The sequence below is a fragment of the Leuconostoc citreum genome (assembly GCF_007954785.1).
In the GTDB taxonomy this organism is placed as follows: Bacteria; Bacillota; Bacilli; order Lactobacillales; family Lactobacillaceae; genus Leuconostoc; species Leuconostoc citreum.
Map to the genome: position 1 here is coordinate 497148 of NZ_CP042410.1, position 24332 is coordinate 521479.

The window sequence follows — 24332 nt, forward strand, 5'->3', positions numbered from 1 at the left end:
ATAAAATAAACGTATAAACATCTAGGAGATATGAACTAATGGCTAACACTTTAGTTTTTGGGCACAAAAACCCTGATACAGATACAATTGCTTCAGCAATTGCAGCAAGTTATTTTTTGAATCAAATTGGTAATGATACTGAGGCAGCGGCACAGGGTGAACCCAATGCAGAAACGCAATTTGCGTTGGATTACTTTAAAGTAGCAGCGCCACGTGTGATTTCATCTGCAGATACAGAAACAGTCGTTTTGGTCGACCATAATGAAGCAGCGCAATCAGTTGATAATCTTGCTGATGTGACTGTTGAAGGTATCTACGATCACCATAAGTTTGCCTTCACAAATGCAACACCGCTTTACATCACAGCCAAGCCATGGGGATCAGTTGCGACAATTCTTTATTATGAATTTAAGCAAGCTAACATTGAAATTCCGTCTGATATTGCAGGACTAATGGCATCTGCTATTATTTCAGATACCTTACTACTCAAGAGTCCAACTACAACGACATATGACCAACCAGCTTTAGAGGCCTTGGCTAAGATTGCTGGTTTGACGAATTATGAAGCTTATGGCTTGGACTTATTAAAAGCCGGTACGGACTTATCATCACGTAGTGATAAAGAACTGATTGATGGCGATGCAAAGTCATTTGAAATGGGTGGTCACCAATTCCGTATAGGTCAAGTGAATACGGTTGATATTGATGATGTGTTGGCACGTCAATCGGGTATCGAGGCAGCAATGGTTGCTGAAGGTTATGAAGACTTTTTGTTTGTCATTACTGATATCTTGAACTCAAATTCAAAAGCCATTTATTTAGGAGATGCTAATCAAGCAATTGAAAGTGCCTTTAATGCCACATTAACTAATCATGTGATTGATTTGCCAGGTGTTGTATCGCGTAAGAAACAAGTTGTGCCACCATTGGAAAACCAATTTTAAAAACATGGTCAGCTCATTACTTAAAATGTTTTGATAGAATTAATCAAACTACTTTACAGTGATAAGATGTTCATGTATAATAACTATTTGTATTGACAAGCAAATAATTTTAACAAACCACACTAAGGAGTATGAATATGCGTATTCACGTTGTTCTAGGAAATGATGAAACTGGTGAACGTATTTACTTGACGTCTAAGAATCGTCGTAATACACCAGATCGTCTTGAGTTGAAGAAGTACTCACCAAAACTTCGTAAAGTTGTAACATTTAAGGAGATTAAGTAACATGGCAAAAAAGTCAAAAATTGCTAAGGCACAAAAGCGTGAAGCTTTAGTTGCAAAGTACGCTGATAAGCGTGCGGCATTGAAGGCTGCTGGAGATTTCATCGGTTTGGCTGCTTTGCCAAAGGATTCATCTCCCGTACGTATGCACAATCGTGACTTGATTGATGGACGTCCTCATGCTTACATGCGTGAATTTGGTATGTCACGTTTGAACTTCCGTCAATTGGCACATAAGGGTCAAATCCCTGGTGTTCGCAAGGCTTCTTGGTAAGTTATAGCGTTTCTGAAAAGAACGATTTATACTAACCAGTAGCGTTACGTGGGCGCGTTAAAAGTCAATTATTATAGCATTAGCTAAATACAGTGACTGCCTCAATGAGCTTAGGCGAATGAGGTCATAAAGGTTCACATTCTAGTAAAGGCCACGCATTGTGGTCTTTTTGTTTTATCTAATTTGCAATTGGTGTATATTTGCGTTATACTAAAGATTGTTAATTTACATAGTTTTGTAAATGAGCGGGCCATTTAGTACGAGGCCGGCTCATTTTTTATGGGATTGGCACTTGCTTGCAATATCGTAACATATTCATCAAAGGAGGTAGCGCGTATGGCGAATAAAGTGGCACAAGAAATTAGCACCCTCATTGAACCACTGATAAATGCTCAGCAGTTATTGTTATGGGATGTGTCCTACACTAAAGAAGGTGGTCAAAAAGTATTACGTATTTTGATTGACAAACGTAACCATGAATTTATCACGATGGATGACATTACAACATTTACACAGGCTGTTAATGAATTACTAGATACTATTGAACCAGACCCAATACCTGAAGCCTATATGCTAGATATTTCGTCTCCAGGTGCTGATCGTCCTTTGATAAGGCCTTGGCATTATGAATGGGCTAAAGCGAGTGGAGAAAATATTTTAGTAGCATTCTTCGTTGCAAAAAATGGCCAAAAAAAGTGGCAAGGCAAAATTGAAACTATTGATGATAAGGGTATTACACTGACTACGTCGTCAGAAACCATAGTATGCACTTTTGATGAAATTGCTAAAGCAGTGTTAGATACCCATTTTTAACGAAAATATTGAACTGCAATGACTTATTATAATTTTGATTAATAAGTTACTAATTGAATGAGGATAGGCGAATGAGCAAAGAATTAGTTGATGCACTCGATGCCCTTGAAGCAGAGCGCGGCATTGAACGTGCGATTGTAATTGAAGCGCTAGAAGACGCTTTGAAAGCAGCTTACAAGAAGCAATATAATGCGGAACAAAATGTCGAGGCTGTGTTTGACACGAAAAAGGGAAATGTTGCCATTAAGCAAGTCAAACATGTTGTCTTAGATGAAGATTTTGAAAATGAAGATACAGAGATTTCTCTAGAAGATGCGCTAGCAATCAATCGCGCTTACGAACCCGGCGATGAAATTCGTTTTGATGTTACGCCAAAGGATTTTGGTCGTATGGCAGCACAAGCTGCTAAGCAAGTTATTATGCAAAAAATCCGTGAAGCAGGACGGGAAGCGATTTATAATAAGTTTGCTGATTATCAAGATGAAATCATTACTGGTGAAGTTGATCGGCAAGATTCACGTTTCTTGTATATGACATTACCAGGAAATCAAGAAGCTGCAATGGCACCTAATGATCAAATGCCCAATGAACATTATCGTATGGGTGACCGTATTAAAGTGCTTGTTAATAAGGTTGAAAATAACGCTAAGGGACCACAAATTTTTGTGTCACGTACAGCGCCAGACCTAGTTAAGCGATTATTTGAACAAGAAGTACCGGAAGTATATGATGGTACTGTTGAAATTATGAGCATTTCTCGTGAAGCTGGAGATCGTTCAAAGATTGCTGTTTATACGCATGATCCAGATTTAGACCCTGTTGGGGCAATGGTTGGTCAGCGTGGTGGCCGTGTGCAATCCGTTGTTAATGAACTTGGTGGCGAAAATATGGATATTGTTGAATGGGTTGAAGATGAAGCGCAATATATTGCCAATGCTTTGAATCCATCAGAAGTAACAGATGTTATTTTTGACTCTGAAAATGAGCGCGCAGTAACAGTGATTGTACCAGATAATCAGTTGTCTTTGGCAATTGGTAAAAAAGGACAGAATGCACGTTTAGCAGCACGTTTGACTGGCTTTAAGATTGATATTAAGTCTGAAACTGAAGCTGCAAAAGATTTAGGGAACCAAACCGTATCGTCAGTTGAAGAAAACGATTAAATTTTTAGAAAGGAACAGTATTTCGGTTTGAAAAACTAAAATACGCTACAGAACAATGAAACCTAGAAAAATACCTATGCGAAAAGACATTGTGACTGGTGACATGTTTCCTAAAAAAGAACTCGTTCGTGTTGTGCGTGATAAAGAAGGACATGTAAGCCTAGATACAACATCTAAAGCAAACGGTCGTGGCGCGTACATCAGTTTGAATCGTGATGTTGCTAATACTGCTAAGAAACAGCGTATTTTTGACAAAGCGTTCGAAGTTAAAGTCCCTGATGCCTTTTACGATGAACTTATTGCTTATGTTGATCATCAGCAGGCACGTAAGGAGTTATTCGGTGATAAGTGAAGATCAACAAATTCTTAATTTACTTGGCTTGGCTATGCGTGCAGGCAAAATCGTTTTGGGTTCCGAGCCAACACTCACTGCAATTCGTGGGAATAAAGTTCAGTTAGCTTTTTTCCCAAGTGATGGTGGTCCGAGTCAAGCAAAAAAATTTATGGATAAGTCAAACTTTTACCATATAACTTTAGTACAGGACTATACAAAACAACAATTAATCAACGCCATTGGTGTTAATCGTAGTATATTTGCGATTGCTGATCGTGGCTTTAGTCGTAAAATCAAACAATTAATTTCAGAAAAGGAGCGGAACTAAATGACAGAAGAAAAGAAATTCTCAAGTTCAAACCGTCCTGCACGAAAACAGGCCGTACCAGAGCGTAAGGAGTTACCAGCATCACAACGTCGACACGCTGCAAAATTAACAGATGGTACTAATTCAAGTGCAGGAACAACACCGCGTTCAAACAAACCAGCTCGTCAAGGACAATCACAGGGACAAGGACAAAACCGTCATACAAATTCCTCGCGTTCTAATACTCAAGGTGGTAATGCTTCACGTCCAAATCAGTCAAAGTCACAAGGTCAAGGCGGACGCAATAATCAACGTCCTGGATCACGAACACAAGCTTCTGAGGGTCGCCCAATGATTCGAGAAAAGAAGAATTGGTCAACTAAGCCTCGTGAAGGACAGATTGATTATTCTAAGAAGACAGATAATAGCTTAAAGCAGTATGTGAGTGAAAACGAGAAGCGCAAGCAGGCTGCTGCAGCAAAAACAACTAAGAAGCCTGCTGAACAGAGTAAAAAAGCACCAGAAAAACCAGCACAAACTAAGCCTAAAACAGCAGAAACAAAGGCCACTGCAACAACAACGCAGAGCGGCACAGGTAAGTTTGGTGGCGCATTAGCTTCGGGCAATAACTCTGCACGTAACAATTCACGCAAACGCAACACAAACGGTACGGGACAACAAACACCACGTCGTAATGATAAGCCTCGTGGGTCGAAAAAGTCACGCCGTATCGCTGCTAAAAAGGGACCAGCTGTACCAGCAACTGAGCGTAAGGAACAGCCACTACCAGCAGTGCTTGAATATCGTATTGGTATGAACGTACAAGATTTATCAAAGTTACTTCATCGTGACACAGCTGAAATTATTAAAAAGCTATTCTTACTAGGCATCGTGACAAACCAAAACCAATCATTAGACGCTGATACAATTGAAATTTTGGCTGCTGATTATGGTATTGAATCACAACTTAAAGAAGAAGAAGATGTTGCCGATATTGATAAGTTCTTCGAAGATGATACGATTGACGAAAGCAAGTTAGTCGCTCGTCCACCAGTTGTAACAATTATGGGACACGTTGATCATGGTAAGACAACCTTGCTTGATTACTTGCGTAACTCTAATGTGACTGAAGGCGAAGCCGGTGGTATTACACAACATATCGGTGCGTACCAAACGCAGTTAAACGGCAAAACCATTACATTCTTGGATACACCAGGACACGCTGCCTTTACAGAAATGCGTGCGCGTGGTGCCAATGTAACGGACTTAACTATTTTAGTTGTTGCAGCTGATGATGGTGTCATGCCACAAACAATTGAAGCTATTAATCATGCCAAAGCCGCTGAAACGCCAATTATTGTGGCAGTCAACAAGATTGATAAGCCAGGAGCTAATCCTGATGAGGTTATGAATCAATTAATGGCCTATGACTTAGTACCTGAAGAATATGGTGGCGACACGATTTTCGTTAAGATTTCTGCTAAGTTTGGTCAAAACGTTGATGAATTGTTAGAAATGATTTTGCTACAAGCTGAAGTGCTTGAACTTAAAGCTAATCCGGATGTACCTGCGCGTGGTTCAGTGATTGAAGCACGTTTGGACAAGGGACGTGGCCCGGTTGCAACTGTGCTTGTTCAACAAGGTACGATGCGTGTTGGTGATCCAATTGTTGTTGGTAATACCTATGGTCGTGTGCGAACAATGACAAATGAACGTGGTATTGAATTAGCCGAGGCATTGCCTGCAACACCAGTGCAAATTACAGGTATTAACGAAGTACCACAGGCTGGTGATCGATTCATCGTTATGGCAGACGAAAAAACTGCACGTGCAGCTGGTGAAGAACGTGCTAAGCGTGCGCAAGAAGCAATTCGTAACTCAGGTTCTGTTGTCACACTGGACACATTATTTAGTACAATGTCTGAAAAGGCCATGAAAACAGTTCCTGTTATTGTGAAAGCTGATGTACAAGGTTCTGTCGAAGCTTTGTCAGGCTCGCTTAAGAAGATTGAAGTTGATGGTGTTCGTGTGGATATTATTCACACAGCTGTTGGTGCAATTAACGAGTCTGATGTAACGCTTGCCTCTGCTTCCGGTGCAATTATTATTGGCTTTAATGTTCGTTCAACGCCTCTAGCAAAGTCTCAAGCTGATTCTGATAAGGTTGATATTCGCTTCTATAACGTGATTTATAATGCTATTGACGATGTTGAAGCAGCCATGAAGGGACAACTTGAACCTGTCTTTGAAGAGAAGGTTATTGGTAATGTTACTGTTAAGGAATTGTTTAAGTTCTCTAAGGTTGGTATCATTGCCGGTGCAATGGTTGAAGAAGGTAAGATTACGAAGGATTCTAAGGTTCGTATCATGCGTGATAATGTTGTTGTTTATGATGGTGAAGTTGCATCATTGCAGCGTGGTAAGGATTCTGTCAACGAAGTGAAGATGGGTTATGAGTTTGGCTTCACGGTTGCAAAGTATAATGATATTAGAGTTGGCGATACTGTTGAAGCTTATATCATGGAAGAAGTAAAAGTAAAATAATAGTTAACGACTGTTAGTTGACATAATAGAAAAGGGGCACAAGTTATGGCTAATCCACAACGTGCAGGTCGCCTCGCACAAGAAGTTCAACGTGATGTAACTGACTTATTGCTTAAACGCATTAATGACCCAAGGGTACAAGATGTCACGGTAACAAGTGTTGAACTGTCAGGTGATTTGCAAATTGCAACGATTTATTATTCAATTCTTTCTGACTTGGCTAGTGATGGTCAAAAAGCGCAAGCTGGTCTTGAAGCAGCTAGTGGTTTAATCAGAAAAGAATTAGGTGCACGTTTAACTGTCTATAAGACGCCAGAATTAAAATTTGTCCGTGATCAGTCCGTTCAATATGGTAATCACATTGAAGATTTAATTCGCAAACTACACGCTGATAATTAATAAATTATAATGAAAAAACGCTACCCATTTAGAGGTAGCGTTTTTGTGTTAAAATAGAATTACGTTAATTTGACTATAAATAAGGAACGCTAACATGACTAATTTAGAGCAATCACTCAATCCAACGATTACGGCAATGGCGCCCGATAAATTATTGAATTTTCAAAAAACAGTGCGAGATATTCCAGGTGTTTTAAAATTGACATTTGGCGAACCAGGATTTGATGTTGATGAGCGAATCAAAGCTGCTGCTACTGAAGCCATTAATAATAATCGATCTCATTATGCTGAAAGTCAAGGCGAACAGTCCCTGCGCGCCGAGGCTGTTAGATATTTCAATGAAACTTATCATTTGAATTATCAGGATGAAGATAATGTGATTGTGACGTTAGGCGTTAGCGAGGGCATCAATGTTGTTTTGCATACTTTGCTGGCACCTGGTGATGGTCTGTTGGTGCCTGAACCTGCTTATGGGCCATACTTCACGTCGCTCGCATTGGCTTATGGCAAAAAAATTGCAATTGACACGACAGCACATCGTTTTAAGCTGACACCAGAAATGGTTGATGAAGCCGTAGAAAAGGCTACGGTTCCAGTACGCGCCATATTGATGAATTATCCGACGAATCCAACAGGAGTAACTTACTCTCGTGAAGAGGTTATGGCATTGGCAGCTACCTTTAAAAAGCATCATATTTGGGTGATTTCTGATGAAATTTATGCTGTATTGACTTATGACCAAGCGCATGTTTCATTTGCAGAAATCATACCTGAGCAGACGATTTATATTAACGGCCTATCTAAGTCACATGCTATGACAGGGTATCGTGTCGGTTTCATTTTGGCTTCAAAGCAGATGATTTTAGAGATGCAAAAAGTTCACGGGGCCTTGACTTTTGCTATCCCAACTTTTATTCAAGATGCAGCTGTGGTGGCCTTGCGCGATGTCAAGGATACACCTTTGTTGATGAGAGCAGCTTATAAGGCCAGACGAGATCGCATTTTACCACAGTTAAAGGCACTTGGTTTTGATGTAGTGACACCAGAAGGGGCTTTTTATATTTTTGCCAAGTTGCCAGTAGATTTGGGAGATGATGGTGATGCATTTGCCTTAAACCTTGCCCGCGAGGGAAAGGTGGCAGTAATCCCTGGTTCTGGCTTTAGCGAGTCAGCAAAAGCATTTATCCGTATATCTTACGCTGCTTCGGATGAAGATTTAGATGAAGGCATGAAAAGAATCACAGCGTATGTGAAGCGTTTACGTGAAAAATAAAGTGAGGGGTAGTTTATGAGTTGGTGGCAAAATTTATTTAATCAAAACAACAGACATCAGAGAGTTAGAACCACTGGGCAAATGAATGCAACACATATTGCACGTAAGTCAGAATTGCCGGTTGTTGTTGCACCGGTAACAGGTCAATTGCAACAAATCGCCAGTGATAAGGACCAAATCAATAGCCATAATGGTTTTATGATGGTGCCAAATGGCAACAGTATCATGTCACCAGTTTCTGGTATTGTGGTTTCTTCAGATGCACAAACTGTTACGATACAAAGCGTTCATCATGAACAAGTAACAGTAAAATTGCAAACAAATGATACCACAATCTCCCATTTGGCAACTTATGGCACAGGACAACAACTACATGCCGGTGATTTGATTGGTACAACACACGCGACAAATCCAGAAGTGCATATCTATGTGTTGTTCGAAGAAACAATTGTCCCACACGTCAACTATGGGGCTGTTTATGCTGGACAAAATGTTTGGCAAAATCAGGAGAGCACCGATGTTAGCCAATGACCAAGTAGATGGTGTTATTGTCATCAATAAGCCAAGAGGTGTGACCTCATTTGATGTTGTGGCAAAAGTTAGACGTGCTATTGGTCAAAAAAAAGTTGGTCATGCTGGCACGCTTGATCCAGATGTGTCAGGCGTTTTAGTTGTTGCCTTAGGTAAAGCGACTAAACTTATTGATGAGTTACAGTCACGTCCTAAGCGTTATGTTGGTGATATTACCTTGGGCTTTGCAACAGAGACTGAGGATTTAAGTGGTGAAATCATTTCTGAAAAGGCAATTACTGTGCCGTATAGTGATCAACAGATTGATGAAGCTATTCAGTCACTGAACGGGTCGATTCAACAAGTTCCACCAATGTATTCGGCTGTTAAGGTGGCCGGAAAAAGGCTTTACGAATATGCTAGAGCCGGGGAAACTGTAACTCGTCCAATTCGAGAAGCTCATATTTATGATTTTCACCGTACATCATTAGTGAACTATGCTCATCAGCAACAAAAATTTGACTTTGAGGCGACAGTTTCAAAGGGAACTTATATTAGAACACTAGCAGTTGATACTGGTCGTCAATTAGGCATGCCAGCAACCATGACACGTTTAGAACGCGTGATGGGTAGCGGGATGACGTTGTCGCAAGCCATTGAGTTAAACGATGTGATGACTTGGCCACGTACAGCAATTTTAGAAAAAGTAATTCCTATTTCTAAGTTATTGAATTGGCCAATAAAGCCTTTGACGGATGATGAATGGTTTGCCGTTAAAAATGGGCAGGTTATCACACAGTGGCCTGCCGATGATAATTATTTGCAATTAACATATCAGGATGAAGTGAAAGCAGTTTACGCTTATAATCAAAATACTGGTGAATGGCGTTCACGTTATGTTTTCAATAATAAATGACAATGATTAAAACAACAACATTACATTATCCAATTCAAAATTTCAAACAGCCGGTACGCCAAGTTGTCGCTATGGGTTTTTTTGATGGCGTACACCTAGGCCATCAAGCTGTCATTAAGCGAGCTAAGGCTGAAGCAGATGCTTTAGGTGTACCGCTAGCAGTATTGACTTATGATCCACATCCAAGTGTCGCATTCAAAGCATTAACCGAACCATTAAAATACTTAACAGTGGTAAAGCAGAAAGCGCAATTACTTGAAACATTAGGTGTTTCGGAAATGTACAAGATGCAGTTTACTTCTCAACTAGCGGGTTTATCACCACAGGTATTTGTTGATGAGGTGTTGATGCAGTTAAATCCAGTAGCAGTTGTGGCTGGTTTTGACCATTTATATGGCAGCGATAAAAATCAAGCTAATATGGCTAACTTAGCAATTTATGCCAAAGCGCGTTTTGACGTCATTATTGTGCCGGAGTTTGATGATTTAGGCTTAAAAATAGGTTCTTCCAAGATTCGTTCTGCGCTATGTGTTGGTGACATGCAAACAGTTAATCGCCAATTGGGGCGCATTTATCATACAACGGGCATTGTTGTTCATGGTGAAGCCCGAGGCCGAGAACTAGGCTTTCCTACGGCAAATGTTTTAACACCTGAGCTAGAGTGGTTACCTGGAATTGGAATCTACGCTGTCAAGATTAGCATTGCTGGTCAATGGCATATTGGCATGGCAAGCATTGGTCGAAATGTAACTTTCGGCGACAATCGTCCGATAACAGTCGAAATAAACATTTTAGATTTTAACCAAGCAATTTATGGTGAAGATGTCACTGTGGCATGGCATCACCATTTACGAGGCGAAGTTAAATTTAATCAGGTTGATGATTTAATTACACAACTTGAAAAAGATAAAGTGGCAACGCGCACCTATTTTGAAACACTTGATTAATATCAATCAAGTGTTTTTTAGCACTCTGATAAAAAGAGTGCTAAAAAGGTTGCTTTTTTTTGAGAAAGGTGTATTATTATAGATGTTAGCAGTAAGAAGTATTGAGTGCTAAAGTGGAGGTGATGGTATGCTAACAGATAGGCAAAAATTAATCCTAAGTGCCATCATTTATGAATATACACAGACAGCACGAGCTGTTGGCTCTAAAAGTTTGCAAGAACAGCTCAATATTAAAGTAAGTTCGGCAACCATTCGTAATGAAATGGCCGCATTAGAATCTGCATCATTAATTAAGAAATTACATACTTCGGCTGGTCGTGTACCGTCGCGCGCAGGTTATCGTTACTATTTAGATCATTTAATGGCTAATCATAGCGTGACTGAACATGACGTTAATATGGTAATACAGTCGTTTCGTGGTAATTTTCATGAAATAGATGATTTATTAGATGAGTCAGCACGCACGTTATCAGAGTTTACAGGTGCAACTGCCATTATATTGAAGCCACAGCGTCACGACATTAAAGTATCAGGGTTCCGCTTAGTGCCCCTCGAGAACCAACAATTGATTGCTGTACTAGTTACAAGCGATGGTAAAGTGACAAGTCAAACCTTTAAATTACCTCGCGAACTAGCAATATCATCTCTAGATAGCATGGTCAAGTATATTAATGATCAGATGACTGGTCGGCCAGTCTTAGAAGTGTTGCAAATGATGCAATCTGATGAATTGCCAACGCAAATGAGTCGTGTCATTAAGACGCCAGGCGCATTCTTACAATTATTTGGGGATGTTCTCTCACGTTCAGTTGGTGATCAAGTTCATATTGGTGGTCGCTTGAATGTACTGAATTTTGATGAATCTCTCAATAATAAAGCTGATTTAAAGCGATTATTAGAATTCCTTGAATCAGCCAAAGATATCAGAAACGTTGCTCAGACGCTGGGCTCACACACGGTTGTTAAAATATCACAAGAAATTCATGAACCACTGTTAAAGTCATTTAGTTTAATTACACGTGGCTTTACAATACCTAATCAAGGAGATGGTGTGATTGCATTACTCGGACCAATCCGTATGCCATATGCGAGAAATATCTTACTAATTGATGCTTATGGCGAAGCGTTAACGCAAAAAATGATTGAATATACATAATTTAGGAGGGCACTTACGTGAAAGAGCAACAAAAGGAAACAGAGCAAAATATTGAAGAAATCAATGACGAAACTGTTACTGAACAAATTGAGGCAGATGTAGATACTTTGGAAAAAGAAGCAGAGGTTGACCCACAACAAGTTGAGATTGAGCAACTTCAAAGTGACGTTAAAGAACTTGAAGACAAATTGTTACGTGCACAGGCAGAGATTCAAAATATTCAGCAACGTCATGCACGTGAACTTCAAACTGTTCGTAAATATGATGGTCAAAAATTGGCAGGTGCCGTATTACCAGCTGTTGATAACTTGGAACGTGCGCTTCAGGTTGAATCTGAAGATGCAGTGACCCAACAAATTAAAACTGGTGTCGAAATGACATTAGGAACATTAGTGCAAGCATTACGGGACAATGGTATATCTGCTACAGGTGAAGTAGGTGAAACTTTTGATCCAACAAAGCATCAGGCAATTCAAAGTGTGGCATCAGACGATGTTGCCTCAGATCAAATCGCTACGGTACTTCAAAAAGGGTATATGATTCAGGATCGTGTCCTTCGTCCAGCTATGGTAGCTGTTGCAAAGTAATGTAAATATATTTATATGGTGATTCAGCTTGACGCACTACACCTTAAAAAGCAAATGCATTTTAATAGTAAAGGAAGAAAAATTCATGTCAAAAATTATCGGTATTGATTTAGGAACTACAAACTCAGCCGTCGCTGTATTAGAAGGTGGCGAACCAAAAATTATTACAAATCCAGACGGTGGTCGCACAACACCATCTGTTGTATCATTTAAAAACGGTGAAAGCCAAGTTGGTGACGTGGCTAAGCGTCAAGCAATTACAAACCCAGACACAATTATTTCAATTAAGTCACACATGGGTGAGGCTGGTTACAAAGTTACCGCTGATGGTAAGGATTATACGCCACAAGAAATTTCAGCAATGATTTTGCAATATATCAAGGGATATGCTGAAGATTACTTAGGTGAAAAGGTTGAAAAGGCTGTTATCACAGTACCTGCTTACTTTAATGATGCACAGCGTCAAGCAACCAAGGATGCCGGTAAGATTGCTGGCTTGGAAGTTGAACGTATTATTAACGAACCAACAGCGGCAGCTTTGGCCTATGGTTTGGACAAGCTAGACAAAGATGAAAAGATTCTTGTTTATGATTTGGGTGGTGGTACATTTGATGTGTCTATCCTAGAATTGGGTGATGGTGTCTTCGAAGTTTTGTCAACAAATGGTGACACTCACCTTGGTGGTGATGACTTTGATAACAAGATCATCGATTACTTAGCTGCTCAATTTAAGGCAGACAATGGCATTGACTTGAAGGATGATAAGCTTGCATTACAACGTTTGAAGGATGCCGCCGAATCAGCAAAGAAGACATTGTCTTCAGCTAACGAAGCACAAATCGATTTGCCATTTATTGCTTCTGGTGATCAAGGACCATTGCATTTGCAAACATCTTTGTCACGTGCAAAGTTTAATGAGTTGACTGCTGATTTGATTAAAAAGGCAGAACAACCAGTTCTGAACGCTTTGAAAGATGCTGGTTTGTCATTCTCAGACATTGATGAAGTGATTTTGAACGGTGGTTCAACGCGTATCCCTGCTGTGCAAGAATCAGTTAAGAAGTTAACAGGTAAGGAACCAAACCATTCAATTAACCCTGATGAAGCTGTTGCTCTTGGTGCAGCCGTTCAAGGTGGTGTTATTACTGGTGATGTTAAGGATGTTGTATTGCTAGATGTCACACCACTATCATTGGGTATTGAAACAATGGGTGGCGTCTTCACGAAATTGATTGATCGTAACACAACAATCCCTACATCAAAGTCACAAGTCTTTTCAACAGCTGCTGATAATCAACCCGCTGTAGATATCCATGTCCTACAAGGTGAACGTTCAATGGCCGCTGATAACAAGACTTTGGGCCGTTTCCAATTGTCAGATATTCCTGCTGCTAAGCGTGGTGTACCACAAATTGAAGTCACATTTGACATTGACCGTAACGGTATTGTGTCAGTATCAGCTAAAGACTTGGGTACACAAAAGGAACAAAAGATTACAATCCAAGCTGCTGGTGGTCTCTCTGAAGAAGAAATCGAGCAGATGATGAATGATGCTAAGGCTAATGAAGAAGCCGATGCAAAGAAGAAAGAAGCTGTTGATACACGTAACGAAGCTGACCAATTGATTTTCTCAACTGAAGCAACGCTTGAAGAAGCTGGCGACAAGTTGAGTGATGATGATAAGAAGGCGACACAAGAGGCTTTGGAAGCTTTGAAGAAGGCTAAGGAAGATGCAGCAGCTGAAGACGCTGATTTGACAGACTTAAAGGCTAAGACAGAAGCATTGGCTAAGGCTGCTCAAGAATTGGCCATGAAGCTTTATCAACAAGCTGCACCAAAAGAAGGCGCAGAAGGTGAAGCTAAGCCAAAGGATGACAAGACAGTAGATGGCGATTTTGAAGAAGTTGATCCTTCAAAAAAGAAAGATTAATTAATCGCGTTGTTTAATATATAGTTAGCACAAAACAAACCGCATTCTGATGGATGCGGTTTGTGTACATAATGTGGAAAAGGAGCAGATCATTGAATAACACAGAATACTATGATCGTCTTGGTGTTGATAAAAATGCCAGTCAAGATGATATTAAAAAAGCCTATCGTAAATTATCTAAAAAATATCATCCTGATATTAACCATGAACCAGGGGCTGAAGAAAAATATAAAGAAATTCAAGAAGCTTTTGAAACCTTAGGGGATGAGCAAAAGCGTGCGCAATATGATCAATTCGGTCCAGCTGGTGCAGGACAGGGTGGTTTTGGTGGTTACCAACAGCAAGGTGGCTTTGGCGACTTTTCCGACTTGGGGGATATCTTCAGCCAAATGTTTGGCGGTGGTTTTGACCCTAACAGACCTCGCAAAGGACAAGATTTACAATACCGTATGCACTTAAGCTTTGAAGAAGCGGTATTTGGTAAAGAAGAAGTTATTAAATTTAATCGTGGTGATGGGCCGCATGAAATCAAAGTGACGGTGCCAGCAGGTGTTGAAACTGGGCAACAGATGCGGTTAGCAGGCCAGGGTGAAGAGGGGATGAATGGCGGCCCACGTGGTGACTTGTTCGTTGTCTTCCAAGTGTCGGCTTCTAAAGACGGCTTTGAACGTGACGGTGCTGATATCTATCTTGAACACAAAATTAGCTTTGTCAGCGCTGCTCTTGGTGATGAAATACAAGTTAAGTCAGTACATGGGGATGTGAATTTAAAAATTCCTGCAGGCACACAAACGGGCACACGTTTCCGTTTGCGTGGTAAAGGAGCTCCACGTTTACGCGGTACAGGAAATGGTGATCAATATGTCATTGTGAAAATTGATGTACCAACAAAGCTAAACCGTGACCAAAAGAAAGCTTTGGAATCTTTTCAAGAAGCAACTGATGGCACAAAAAGAAAAAGTTTTTTCGACAAGTTATAAGTTGTTTGCATGATAAAAAACACATCCTTTTAAAAGGATGTGTTTTTTATTAATCGATATATTTGACATCGTCATCAACTTGCCATGGCGCATCTAGATTGATATGGTCATAGTAGAGGTGACCATGTAAATGATCAATTTCATGTTGAAAGACAATTGCTGGATAATCGCGTAATTTTAAAGTCTTTGTGGCGCCAGTTTCATCTTGATAGCGCACAGTGATACGATTAGCACGTGGCACAAAACCTGGTACATCTTCATCAACGGATAGGCAACCTTCACCCACATTCAAAGCACTACGCTTAACAGATTCAGAAATAATAACTGGGTTGAAAATTGTCCCTTTGAAGTATGGTTTGTCATCTTGCTCATCCTGTTCATGTGTCTCAAGTGCAGGAATAAGAATTGATGTCATTTGGAGCGAGTAGCCAACTTGTGGTGCTGCTAACCCAACGCCGGGTCGTAAACCGTATTTTTCGTTTTCTTCTTCATCTTGCGAAACAACGAGATAGGTCATCATATCTTGAGCTAACTGTGCATGTTCTTCGCTGAGAGGGAAGGGCACGGCTGTCGACACTTGGCGCAAAACTGGATCACCATCACGTGTGATTTTGTCCATTGTAAAACGTATTGTCATATAAATTCACCTCTTTACTAGTATATCAAAGTGTGCAACATGTTAAAATAGAACTATGAGTGAAAATTATACATTACCAATTGACAGCAATTGGACAATCGATGATATCGTGACGGTCAGCGCTTTCGTTGACAAAGTGCTACAAGTCTATGAAAATGGTGTTTTAAAAGTGACGTTACTGGCACAATATGACAAGTTTCGACAAGTAATCCCATCTAAAAGTGAGCAAAAGCAGTTTGATCGCAATTTCGAGCAGCAGACTGGTTTTAGTATTTATCGCACAATTAAGTTGGCACAAGCCACAACAAAAGACAGGATAAAGGTATGACCTTATTAAGTCAATTTGAAATTCAAGAAATCGATCAGACAGTATTGTTATGGCTCAATGACATCCGACAAAAGACAATTGCGGCAATGCAACAGCGCTTAGATGTCCATGAAAAACGTGATAACCGTGATTTAGTAACCAATGTGGACCAAGATAATGAAAAGTTCATTAATGACAAAATTCGACACTTTGATGCCGAGGCGCATATTGTCAGTGAGGAAGGTTTTGGTGACCACAATCAAGATATGAACGGACGTGTTTGGTTCGTTGATCCGATTGATGGTACGATGAATTTTGTCAAACAAAAAACAGATTTTGCAGTGATGATTGCCCTTTATGAAGATAATCAACCCGTTTTAGGGTGGATTCTTGACGTGGTCAATAATGTGGTTTATCATGGCGGCCCTCAAATCGGCGTATTTGCTAACCAATTGCGCCTTAAACCACCGATTGATGATAATTTATCAGAGGGTATCGTGTTATTAAGTGGTGCTAGACTGTTATATGGTATGTTTGGTTATGATAAGATAGCTAAAGCGGCTTTGGGCTACCGTGTAATTGGCGCGGCGGGGCCATCATTTATTCGTGTTATCATGGGGCAAGCAATAGGTTATTCATCTAAAATGATGCCTTGGGATTTTGCGGCAGGACAGGTTTTAGCAAAAACATTAGGATTATCCGTTTCAGATATTGACGGCAAAGCCCTAGATATGTTATCATCTAACATAGTATTAGTGGCTACAAATCGCGCGCATCGTGATATTTTAACGTTGCATCAAAGCTAGGGCACAACAGACCCTAGCTTTTACTATGAGATGAGTAGTATGAAATTAAAGGAGCACTAGAAAATTGGCAAATCGCGAAGATATTCGTAACATCGCTATCATCGCCCACGTCGATCATGGAAAGACGACGTTGGTTAACGAACTTTTGAAGCAATCAGACACATTGGACTCACGCAAGGAATTGGGTGATCGTGCAATGGATACAAACGACATCGAAAAAGAACGTGGTATCACTATCTTGTCAAAGAACACAGCCGTTAAGGTTGGGGACAAGCAAATTAACATTTTGGATACACCTGGGCACGCGGATTTCGGTGGTGAAGTTGAACGTATCATGGGTATGGTTGATGGTGTTTTGTTGGTTGTTGATGCCTTTGAAGGTACAATGCCTCAAACACGTTTCGTTTTGAAGAAAGCCTTTGAACAAAACTTGACACCTATTGTGGTTGTTAACAAAGTAGACCGTCCAGGTGCTCGTCCTGAAGAAGTTGTTGACGAAGTGTTGGACTTGTTTATTGAATTAGGTGCTGATGAAGAAGATTTGGACTTCCCAGTTATTTTTGCTTCAGCTATGAACGGCACATCATCATTGTCTCCTGACGTTGCTGACCAAGAACACACAATGAAGCCAATTTTTGACAAGGTATTTGAAACAATTCCTGCCCCAATTGACAACTCAGACGAACCATTGCAATTCCAAGTGGCTATGTTAGATTATAACGACTTCGTTGGTCGTATTGGTATTGGCCGTGTTAAGCGTGGCACAATTAAAATTGGTGACAACGTTGAAGTGATGAAGTTAGATGGCACAACACAATCATTCCGTGTCACAAAGCTAGCTGGATTTATTGGTTTGGATCAAGTTGATATTACAGAAGCTAAGGCCGGTGATTTGATTGCCGTTTCAGGGATGGAAGACATTTCTGTTGGTGAAACAGTAGCAGATACTGCACACCCTGAAGCATTACCTATTTTGCGTATTGACGAACCAACATTGCAGATGACTTTCCGTCAAAACGATAGCCCATTTGCAGGTAAAGAAGGTAAGTTCGTCACAGCACGTCAAATCGAAGACCGTTTGCGTCGTGAATTGCACACAGATGTGTCATTGCGTGTTGAAGATACTGACCAAGCAGGCGCATGGTTAGTATCAGGACGTGGTGAATTACATTTGTCAATTTTGATTGAAACTATGCGTCGTGAAGGCTTTGAATTACAAGCTTCACGCCCACAAGTTATTTATCGTGATATTGACGGTGTGCAATCAGAACCATATGAATCTGTTCAAATTGATACACCAGATGAATACGCCTCAACAGTTATTGATTCATTGAACCAACGTAAGGGTGAAATGGAAAACATGGAATCTGTTGGTAATGGTCAAACGCGTTTGACTTATATGGCACCTTCACGTGGTTTGATTGGTTACTCAACAGAATTCATGTCAGCAACACGCGGATATGGTATTTTCAACCATACCTATGCTGAATACCGTCCTGTTGTTCGCAACTGGGAGCCAGGTCGTCGTAATGGTGCGCTGGTTTCAATTACTCAAGGAACAACTTCAAACTATGCTATCATGGGTGTTGAAGACCGTGGTCAAATGTTCATTGGCGCTGGTGTTGAAGTCTATGAAGGTATGATTGTTGGTATGAATGCACGTGACAACGATATTTCTGTTAACGTGACAAAGTTGAAGCCACAATCAAACGTCCGTTCATCAAACAAGGATCAAACTGCATCAATCAAGACACCTCGTGTGATGAACTTGGAAGCAAGTTTGGAATTCTTGAACGATGACGAGTACGTTGAAGTAACACCTGAAAATGTTCGTATTCGAAAGGCAATTTTGAATACTGCTGAACGTGAAAAGGCAGCAAAACGTCGTAAGGCATCAAAGTAATTTATATAACATGAGAACGATATTAATTGTTCTCACTCATGGAGATATGGCACAATCTGGTACTGCAACGGACTCGAAATCCGTCGAGCCGCTTTTGGCGGTGTGCGGGTTCAAATCCCGCTATCTCCTTACGAACAAGTGTTCGCACGTAGAAATATGTACAAAAACGTTGTTAAATCAACGTTTTTTTGTTTCTCAAAACGCTATAAAACGTGTGAGAACGTGAAAATTGGAGCCAAATTGGAGCCAGTCTCAACTTTTCCAAACCTTTTTCGCTAAACCCATGTGTGTCTAGCTGTTAGTCCCAAATATTCTTTACTTTTTCCGCTTCCTCATTAACCACTTCATCAAGCAACGCATGGTAGTATTTATTGATGATTTCAATGGTGTGTCCCGAAATTCTGGCGATATAATCAAGAGATACACCTTTTTGTATCAAAATAGTATCATGCGTTGCACGTAAGGTTTTTGGCGTTATAACCAAACCGTCGCTAGTTTTATCTGGTATGCCAACTTTATTCAAAGCCTTTTTAAATACTTTGTTAGTGTTGGTGCTAGATGATAGTAGACGGTCACCTCTGGTAGTGGGCGGGAGTTCATTCCTAAACATCAAGTTGTGCTCGTTGTTGATATTATAAACGCTGAGCCTTTTTTGTTTTTGTTCAGAAAAAGTGACAATGAGTTTCTCCAATTGTGGGGAAACAGGGACATGACGATCGCTGCGTGTTTTCGTATAGGGCTTAATGCTATTGTCTTGCTCTATGAAGGTGTTGTGGACGTGTAGGGTATGCTTTGAACGGTCTATGTCATCAAATCTTAAAGCCTTTGCTTCACTAGGGCGTAAGCCGCATTCAAGCATAATTAGCAGCACAAGGTATTCCTGATGAATCAAATCAATATTTTCGTAGAAATACTTTCGCAATTTATTTGCGTGTTCTAAACTTAAGCTTGCTACCGGTTTAAACATACCCTTATCGATGCCAGTTGTTCGTATCATGTTTTCCGATGGCATGGGTGTTTTTCTAATCAAGCCGTCGTACTCTGCATCTGAGAAAGCTTTTCTCAAGAACGCGCGATATTTTGTAACAGTGCCAGAAGAATACTTCTGGCCAAGCTCATTGAAGTAGAGCTGAATAGCGGTTTTGTTACCATCAAAGTATTTTAATGGTCTACCAGCTAAATCAATGCGTAATCGTTTGATTAAGGTTCTGTAATTATTCTTACTGTTAGTTTCGAGATATGGTTCAACGTTTCCGAGATACCATTGTTCGAAATATTTCCATAAAGGCATTGAAGCATTGTTCGCGGTGTAACCACTAGCAAATGCTAATCTGTCTTCACTTTCAAATTGTTTAGCTTCCTGGTACGTGTCCACATACCGACGTGGCGAGAAATGGCGTTTGCCTAACTGGTCACGCATTGAGGTTCTTACTTCATACTTGCCGTTAAAACGGCCTGTAGTTACTTTTTTTATCATAATGTTATTTTCCTTTCGATTAACGAAAGTACAATAGGGCGTACAATATGATATTAGGGCAGTTTAACGTCATGACTTTATGGACGAAATAAAAAAACTTTAAAAAAGGCCTTACATCTGTTACAATATAATAGAACGCCCAGTGCGTTTTAGTCATTAGCACACCGACTGCCACCCCCGGCTAGGTGTGCTTTTTTATTTGCTTATTTTTAAGATTTCATTGTCTATTATTTATTACTGCTGAGTCTTTAATCTTATTTTTGATGTATTTTAGTCCATATGAAATATAAAATGGCAATTAAAATTATAGCTGCAAAAGAAAAGTATATAAACATGAAAAACCATTTTAGTTGATAAAACATATATTTATATAAATAATTCATATTTGACACCTTTCCAATGCACAAACAATATGTACGCCCAAAAGGGCATTTATGACTTATTATTATTATTTGACTACATCGCCAGTAATTAACCAAGAACCCATAGTTGACTTCGCGTTGATAACTTTAAACTTAACGTGATCACCAGCTTTTAAATTATATTGTTGCGTAGCTGGATAAAAGTTCAAGTGCTCACCAGCTTGTATATTTTGGCCCAATTCAGACTCGTTTACGATATTGAATATTTCGACATCAACAGTTTTACCATCGATACTTTGGCCGTTATTTAGTTGACTCTCGGCATCTAATGTTGAAATAACGTCATTAGCAATAGCTGCAACAGATGATGTAGAAGATGATTCAGAGTTTTTCTCTAGCTCGCTTGATTTGTTTGATTTCGATGTTTTTTCTGTTTTGGTCGATTCATTGGATGAGTGGTTACCAACGATATATCCACCAAGTCCAACTACAGCTACTGCTAATACAGCAATAACAATTATATTTTTTTTATTCATTCTATGTCTCCACGTAGTATTTTAGTGTGGTTGCTTAGCACATATATGTTAAATCAAAAGGATATATAATTAGTTACCATAGTCATCGCTGGCTTTACCTTGATCACTAATTATTTTTGCTTCCATGGATGGAACTGTTATTTTTCCGCCTAGAGTTGACTTGTAAGATACAGTGCCTTTGCTGATTCCTGAAGCAGTCACGAGGTCGTCTTCCAAAACGCGGGAACCGTTAAGCAGGCTGTTGTCAATATTAACCAGAATGATATTATCACTATTTCCGTCGACAGCAAGTCGAATCTGAACAGCATCATCATCTTCCATTACTTGAATTACCTTGCCTGTATACTGAATTTTTTTGCTCGTGTAATCATCAGGCGTTCGCGCGATTTGATCGTATGTTATACCGGTCTTGTAAGAGGCAGGGTCTTTGTCGCTATCATCAGATGTGGAGCTACTTGATTCCGATTCATCGTTTGATTCACTTGCATCTTCGTCCGAACTTGACGAATTATCGCTTTCGTCATTAGATGATGAAACGAAACTGTCAGATTTTTTTGCTGTTTTTGGTGATGATTCGTTTTGCGAACTTTTACCAGCAGCGAATCCAATCATTCCTATAAAAAATAAAAGTCCAACAAAAAACGTAATCATTACTGCTTTTTTTCCAACAGCGCTTTTCTGTTTATTTGCCTTACTTACAATATAAAGCGTTAGTAATACTATGAATACAATTGATGTAACTATCCAAAGTAAAGCGAACATCGCGATCATAACTTTCTCTCTCCCAAAGCATTTTATTGTGGTTGCTCAGCACATGTTTTTATTCTACTAATTTAAATTCATTATATATTCGTAACACATCGCTTTCTAACCATGAGGGCACGCGATAGTAACTCATAAATGTAAGGGGACTACTTGGCATTTCGATAGAAATCAGCAATTTTATAGCATTGCGGTGCGCTAATAATTCTTCGCCGCGCTTACCATACTCACTAAATTGATAAACAGCTTGTGCTTCGTGATCACCGTATAATATATGGCTAAGCTCGTGAGCTAGTCTATACGCGTAATCAACGTTGACATCAAAGCACTTATTCATAATAACCGCTCGTGTATTAACAAGCGCGGTATCTGGAACGTTTGTTGATAAATCATCAGCGTCAACTACCGAGACGTCATTATTGCATGCCAAAGTCTCTAACGAGCTTGTTATCTGCGTATATAGGTAATCTCTTATCATTTATTACCTCGCTGGCGTTGTTCAATAATAAAACGTGCGTATTCGCGAAGTTTCTCTTTATCTTCTTCAGTAATTTCCATACCATCAAAAGCTAGTATAGTTTCATCATCTAAAATGTCGGCAACCTTTGTATCAACAGACGTTACATTCATCTCATCAGTACGCCCTAATAAGTAGTCGGTTGATACATGGAGTACGTCAGCGACAGCGCTTATTTTCTCAACAGAAGGCGTTTTAGTTTTCCAACCATAAATCGAGTTAATGCCCATTCCAGACTTTTCTGCAAGGGTTTGAAGATTTATTTTTCTTAAATTAGCAGTTTCTTTAACGCGTTCAAATATAGTCATATCAAAGGTTCTCCAGTATTTGACTACATAAAATAATTCAATCGGATAAAAATAGGTTGACTTATTTATTCGATAGAGTTATGATTATTTCATCAAGTAATTAAGCAAACAAAAACAAGCACTGATAAATCTAACTTGGCGGTCTGATTAAGCAAGTACAACGTTTTTATTACTTATTTGTTATGCACTAATATTACTCCATTGGATAAAATTAGTCAATAACTTGATGAAAATTTATAAAGGAGGATAAAAATGACTGAATTGGAAAAAGCTTCATCGAAAGTACGCGTTAAATTCAAAGTCGCTTTGATTGAACATGGAATTAAACAAGTCGAACTTGCAAAAATGCTTAATACATCGCCGGCGCAAGTTAATCGAGCGTTGGCTGGCAACACCACGCCAAAAGATATTGAAATTCAAAAGCAAGTAGCAAAAATTTTAGATGTCGAATTATAAGGAGACAGACATGTCACAAGAAATTAAGGTATTTGACAACCTAAAAGTCAAAGAAGAAAACGGACAAGTGTTGTTCGATGCAGAAAGCGCAGCAATTGGATTGGGAATTGTTTCAAGGGCAAAAGGATATACAAATATTCGCTGGTCACGTGTGAATGATTATCTCGTTTCTGCCAAAAGTGGCAGAAAGATTCAAAAAGGTGATTTCATCACTGAACCACAATTCTACAAGTTAGCTATCAAAGCAAACAACGAAACCGCTGAGCATTTCCAAGACTGGGTCACGTCAGAAGTCCTGCCAGCAATTCGTAAACATGGCGCATACATGACAGACAAGACAATCGAAGATGTCCTAACTAATCCAGACACAATTATTCGATTGGCAACTGATTTGAAAAATGAACGTGAAGCTAAAGTCGCTTTGCAACAAGAAAACTCTGTCTTGCTGCAACAGAATAACGAGATGAAACCAAAGGCGGACTACACAGACCTAGTCTTATCAAACAAGGCATTGGTTAACATCACATTCATTGCCAAAGATTATGGACTGAGTGGTCTTGCAATGAATAAATTATTGCATCAACTTGGCGTCCAATACAACCAATCAGGTGTGTGGCTGTTATATGCAAAGCACCAGAAAAAAGGTTGGACGCAATCAGAAACTAAGGAAGTCGATCGTAAAGATGGAACAAAAAAGCTTGTAATGAATACCAAGTGGACACAAAAGGGTCGCTTAGGTTTGTACAACTTGCTTAAAGTAAATGGGTACTTACCAGTAATTGAACAAGACCAGACAGCATAGGGGAAAGAAAATGGAAGAAAAACAAGAAATTTTGGAATTAAAAAAAGAAGTCAGCGAGTTAAAAACACAAGTGGCTTCTCTGAAAACGAACGTTAAAT

General features: G+C 39.7%; 28 protein-coding genes and 1 tRNA gene. 23 read left to right on the plus strand and 6 right to left on the minus strand.

The genetic code is table 11. The features are described from left to right. Positions 1–38 precede the first annotated feature (38 nt). From FGL72_RS02365 to FGL72_RS02445, 17 genes are all read left to right on the plus strand, one after another. Positions 39–944 (plus strand): manganese-dependent inorganic pyrophosphatase, encoded by a 906-nt coding sequence (locus tag FGL72_RS02365; protein ID WP_146992510.1) that lies wholly within the window; start codon positions 39–41, stop codon positions 942–944. 137 nt (positions 945–1081) lie between these two features. Continuing rightward, entirely contained in the window at positions 1082–1231 is a 150-nt protein-coding gene (rpmG, locus tag FGL72_RS02370; RefSeq protein WP_002815032.1) for a 50S ribosomal protein L33, read from the plus strand. A 1-nt stretch (position 1232) separates the two neighbouring features. Next, complete coding sequence (gene rpsN / locus FGL72_RS02375; RefSeq protein WP_004904725.1) at positions 1233–1502, plus strand: 30S ribosomal protein S14; 270 nt, start codon at positions 1233–1235, stop codon at positions 1500–1502. Between the two features lie 336 nt (positions 1503–1838). Next, the gene (locus tag FGL72_RS02380; RefSeq protein WP_004900921.1) at positions 1839–2315 is read left to right on the plus strand and encodes a ribosome maturation factor RimP; all 477 of its coding nucleotides are present in this window, start codon (positions 1839–1841) and stop codon (positions 2313–2315) included. 71 nt (positions 2316–2386) lie between these two features. Beyond that, positions 2387–3478 carry a transcription termination factor NusA gene (gene nusA / locus FGL72_RS02385; protein WP_004900919.1) on the plus strand — a complete coding sequence of 364 codons (1092 nt, stop codon included), beginning with the start codon at positions 2387–2389 and terminating at the stop codon, positions 3476–3478. A gap of 55 nt (positions 3479–3533) precedes the next feature. Then, entirely contained in the window at positions 3534–3830 is a 297-nt protein-coding gene (rnpM, locus tag FGL72_RS02390) for an RNase P modulator RnpM (RefSeq protein ID WP_012305300.1), read from the plus strand. Continuing rightward, a complete protein-coding gene (locus tag FGL72_RS02395; protein WP_004907836.1) occupies positions 3820–4140 on the plus strand; it encodes a L7Ae/L30e/S12e/Gadd45 family ribosomal protein in 321 nt (106 codons plus the stop codon). The genes rnpM and FGL72_RS02395 overlap by 11 nt, the downstream gene beginning before the upstream one ends. Then, entirely contained in the window at positions 4141–6663 is a 2523-nt protein-coding gene (infB, locus tag FGL72_RS02400; RefSeq protein ID WP_139988262.1) for a translation initiation factor IF-2, read from the plus strand. A 45-nt stretch (positions 6664–6708) separates the two neighbouring features. Continuing rightward, complete coding sequence (rbfA, locus tag FGL72_RS02405) at positions 6709–7062, plus strand: 30S ribosome-binding factor RbfA (RefSeq protein ID WP_004900914.1); 354 nt, start codon at positions 6709–6711, stop codon at positions 7060–7062. A gap of 94 nt (positions 7063–7156) precedes the next feature. Continuing rightward, positions 7157–8335, plus strand: coding sequence for an aminotransferase class I/II-fold pyridoxal phosphate-dependent enzyme (locus FGL72_RS02410; RefSeq protein WP_146992512.1), 1179 nt, complete (start codon positions 7157–7159; stop codon positions 8333–8335). Positions 8336–8350: 15 nt separating this feature from the next. Next, positions 8351–8866 carry a PTS sugar transporter subunit IIA gene (locus FGL72_RS02415; RefSeq protein WP_004900910.1) on the plus strand — a complete coding sequence of 172 codons (516 nt, stop codon included), beginning with the start codon at positions 8351–8353 and terminating at the stop codon, positions 8864–8866. After that, complete coding sequence (truB, locus tag FGL72_RS02420; protein WP_146992515.1) at positions 8853–9761, plus strand: tRNA pseudouridine(55) synthase TruB; 909 nt, start codon at positions 8853–8855, stop codon at positions 9759–9761. Before FGL72_RS02415 ends, truB begins: the two co-directional genes overlap by 14 nt. Beyond that, entirely contained in the window at positions 9758–10708 is a 951-nt protein-coding gene (gene ribF / locus FGL72_RS02425) for a riboflavin biosynthesis protein RibF (protein ID WP_099044557.1), read from the plus strand. Before truB ends, ribF begins: the two co-directional genes overlap by 4 nt. A gap of 127 nt (positions 10709–10835) precedes the next feature. Next, positions 10836–11864: a heat-inducible transcriptional repressor HrcA gene (gene hrcA / locus FGL72_RS02430; protein WP_004900905.1), complete on the plus strand. Its 1029-nt coding sequence runs from the start codon at positions 10836–10838 to the stop codon at positions 11862–11864. Between the two features lie 17 nt (positions 11865–11881). Further along, positions 11882–12451, plus strand: coding sequence for a nucleotide exchange factor GrpE (gene grpE, locus FGL72_RS02435; protein ID WP_004900903.1), 570 nt, complete (start codon positions 11882–11884; stop codon positions 12449–12451). An 85-nt stretch (positions 12452–12536) separates the two neighbouring features. Beyond that, complete coding sequence (dnaK, locus tag FGL72_RS02440) at positions 12537–14381, plus strand: molecular chaperone DnaK (protein ID WP_004904719.1); 1845 nt, start codon at positions 12537–12539, stop codon at positions 14379–14381. Positions 14382–14473: 92 nt separating this feature from the next. Next, a complete protein-coding gene (locus tag FGL72_RS02445; protein ID WP_004900900.1) occupies positions 14474–15361 on the plus strand; it encodes a DnaJ C-terminal domain-containing protein in 888 nt (295 codons plus the stop codon). A gap of 49 nt (positions 15362–15410) precedes the next feature. Here the strand turns inward: FGL72_RS02445 and def are convergent, their stop codons facing one another. Further along, entirely contained in the window at positions 15411–15998 is a 588-nt protein-coding gene (gene def, locus FGL72_RS02450) for a peptide deformylase (protein ID WP_004900898.1), read from the minus strand. A gap of 55 nt (positions 15999–16053) precedes the next feature. Here def and FGL72_RS02455 point away from each other — a divergent pair, with 55 nt between their 5' ends. From FGL72_RS02455 to FGL72_RS02470, 4 genes are all read left to right on the plus strand, one after another. After that, positions 16054–16326, plus strand: coding sequence for a UPF0223 family protein (locus FGL72_RS02455; protein WP_004904718.1), 273 nt, complete (start codon positions 16054–16056; stop codon positions 16324–16326). Next, a complete protein-coding gene (locus FGL72_RS02460) occupies positions 16323–17111 on the plus strand; it encodes an inositol monophosphatase family protein (RefSeq protein ID WP_004904717.1) in 789 nt (262 codons plus the stop codon). The genes FGL72_RS02455 and FGL72_RS02460 overlap by 4 nt, the downstream gene beginning before the upstream one ends. Positions 17112–17175: 64 nt before the next feature. Then, on the plus strand, positions 17176–19014 hold the full coding sequence (typA, locus tag FGL72_RS02465; RefSeq protein ID WP_004900891.1) for a translational GTPase TypA: 1839 nt from the start codon (positions 17176–17178) through the stop codon (positions 19012–19014). A gap of 40 nt (positions 19015–19054) precedes the next feature. Further along, positions 19055–19143: transfer RNA gene (locus FGL72_RS02470), tRNA-Ser, on the plus strand. Between the two features lie 169 nt (positions 19144–19312). On the opposite strand, the gene FGL72_RS02475 is transcribed toward FGL72_RS02470, so the two are convergent. From FGL72_RS02475 to FGL72_RS02495, 5 genes are all read right to left on the minus strand, one after another. Beyond that, the gene (locus FGL72_RS02475) at positions 19313–20491 is read right to left on the minus strand and encodes a tyrosine-type recombinase/integrase (RefSeq protein ID WP_085699756.1); all 1179 of its coding nucleotides are present in this window, start codon (positions 20489–20491) and stop codon (positions 19313–19315) included. A gap of 448 nt (positions 20492–20939) precedes the next feature. Beyond that, on the minus strand, positions 20940–21389 hold the full coding sequence (locus tag FGL72_RS02480; RefSeq protein ID WP_146992517.1) for a hypothetical protein: 450 nt from the start codon (positions 21387–21389) through the stop codon (positions 20940–20942). A 69-nt stretch (positions 21390–21458) separates the two neighbouring features. After that, positions 21459–22160 carry a hypothetical protein gene (locus tag FGL72_RS02485; RefSeq protein ID WP_146992518.1) on the minus strand — a complete coding sequence of 234 codons (702 nt, stop codon included), beginning with the start codon at positions 22158–22160 and terminating at the stop codon, positions 21459–21461. Positions 22161–22209: 49 nt separating this feature from the next. Next, positions 22210–22629: an ImmA/IrrE family metallo-endopeptidase gene (locus FGL72_RS02490; protein WP_146992520.1), complete on the minus strand. Its 420-nt coding sequence runs from the start codon at positions 22627–22629 to the stop codon at positions 22210–22212. Further along, a complete protein-coding gene (locus tag FGL72_RS02495) occupies positions 22626–22976 on the minus strand; it encodes a helix-turn-helix domain-containing protein (protein ID WP_146992523.1) in 351 nt (116 codons plus the stop codon). The genes FGL72_RS02490 and FGL72_RS02495 overlap by 4 nt, the downstream gene beginning before the upstream one ends. Positions 22977–23228: 252 nt before the next feature. Here FGL72_RS02495 and FGL72_RS02500 point away from each other — a divergent pair, with 252 nt between their 5' ends. Together FGL72_RS02500 and FGL72_RS02505 are read left to right on the plus strand one after the other, a co-directional pair. Next, positions 23229–23432, plus strand: a complete 204-nt coding sequence (locus FGL72_RS02500) for a helix-turn-helix domain-containing protein (RefSeq protein WP_146992525.1) — start codon at positions 23229–23231, stop codon at positions 23430–23432. Between the two features lie 10 nt (positions 23433–23442). Next, the gene (locus FGL72_RS02505) at positions 23443–24234 is read left to right on the plus strand and encodes a phage antirepressor KilAC domain-containing protein (RefSeq protein WP_146992527.1); all 792 of its coding nucleotides are present in this window, start codon (positions 23443–23445) and stop codon (positions 24232–24234) included. Positions 24235–24332: the final 98 nt, after the last annotated feature.

Excerpts from the sequence above, each read along its gene's own strand:
- FGL72_RS02365 (WP_146992510.1), top strand. The coding sequence starts at position 39 with ATGGCTAACACTTTAGTTTTTGGGCACAAAAACCCTGATACAGATACA.
- rpmG (WP_002815032.1), top strand. The coding sequence starts at position 1,082 with ATGCGTATTCACGTTGTTCTAGGAAATGATGAAACTGGTGAACGTATT.
- rpsN (WP_004904725.1), top strand. The coding sequence starts at position 1,233 with ATGGCAAAAAAGTCAAAAATTGCTAAGGCACAAAAGCGTGAAGCTTTA.
- FGL72_RS02380 (WP_004900921.1), top strand. The coding sequence starts at position 1,839 with ATGGCGAATAAAGTGGCACAAGAAATTAGCACCCTCATTGAACCACTG.
- nusA (WP_004900919.1), top strand. The coding sequence starts at position 2,387 with ATGAGCAAAGAATTAGTTGATGCACTCGATGCCCTTGAAGCAGAGCGC.
- rnpM (WP_012305300.1), top strand. The coding sequence starts at position 3,534 with ATGAAACCTAGAAAAATACCTATGCGAAAAGACATTGTGACTGGTGAC.
- infB (WP_139988262.1), top strand. The coding sequence starts at position 4,141 with ATGACAGAAGAAAAGAAATTCTCAAGTTCAAACCGTCCTGCACGAAAA.
- rbfA (WP_004900914.1), top strand. The coding sequence starts at position 6,709 with ATGGCTAATCCACAACGTGCAGGTCGCCTCGCACAAGAAGTTCAACGT.
- FGL72_RS02410 (WP_146992512.1), top strand. The coding sequence starts at position 7,157 with ATGACTAATTTAGAGCAATCACTCAATCCAACGATTACGGCAATGGCG.
- FGL72_RS02415 (WP_004900910.1), top strand. The coding sequence starts at position 8,351 with ATGAGTTGGTGGCAAAATTTATTTAATCAAAACAACAGACATCAGAGA.
- truB (WP_146992515.1), top strand. The coding sequence starts at position 8,853 with ATGTTAGCCAATGACCAAGTAGATGGTGTTATTGTCATCAATAAGCCA.
- ribF (WP_099044557.1), top strand. The coding sequence starts at position 9,758 with ATGACAATGATTAAAACAACAACATTACATTATCCAATTCAAAATTTC.
- hrcA (WP_004900905.1), top strand. The coding sequence starts at position 10,836 with ATGCTAACAGATAGGCAAAAATTAATCCTAAGTGCCATCATTTATGAA.
- dnaK (WP_004904719.1), top strand. The coding sequence starts at position 12,537 with ATGTCAAAAATTATCGGTATTGATTTAGGAACTACAAACTCAGCCGTC.
- def (WP_004900898.1), bottom strand. The coding sequence starts at position 15,998 with ATGACAATACGTTTTACAATGGACAAAATCACACGTGATGGTGATCCA.
- FGL72_RS02455 (WP_004904718.1), top strand. The coding sequence starts at position 16,054 with ATGAGTGAAAATTATACATTACCAATTGACAGCAATTGGACAATCGAT.
- FGL72_RS02460 (WP_004904717.1), top strand. The coding sequence starts at position 16,323 with ATGACCTTATTAAGTCAATTTGAAATTCAAGAAATCGATCAGACAGTA.
- FGL72_RS02475 (WP_085699756.1), bottom strand. The coding sequence starts at position 20,491 with ATGATAAAAAAAGTAACTACAGGCCGTTTTAACGGCAAGTATGAAGTA.
- FGL72_RS02480 (WP_146992517.1), bottom strand. The coding sequence starts at position 21,389 with ATGAATAAAAAAAATATAATTGTTATTGCTGTATTAGCAGTAGCTGTA.
- FGL72_RS02485 (WP_146992518.1), bottom strand. The coding sequence starts at position 22,160 with ATGATCGCGATGTTCGCTTTACTTTGGATAGTTACATCAATTGTATTC.
- FGL72_RS02490 (WP_146992520.1), bottom strand. The coding sequence starts at position 22,629 with ATGATAAGAGATTACCTATATACGCAGATAACAAGCTCGTTAGAGACT.
- FGL72_RS02495 (WP_146992523.1), bottom strand. The coding sequence starts at position 22,976 with ATGACTATATTTGAACGCGTTAAAGAAACTGCTAATTTAAGAAAAATA.
- FGL72_RS02500 (WP_146992525.1), top strand. The coding sequence starts at position 23,229 with ATGACTGAATTGGAAAAAGCTTCATCGAAAGTACGCGTTAAATTCAAA.
- FGL72_RS02505 (WP_146992527.1), top strand. The coding sequence starts at position 23,443 with ATGTCACAAGAAATTAAGGTATTTGACAACCTAAAAGTCAAAGAAGAA.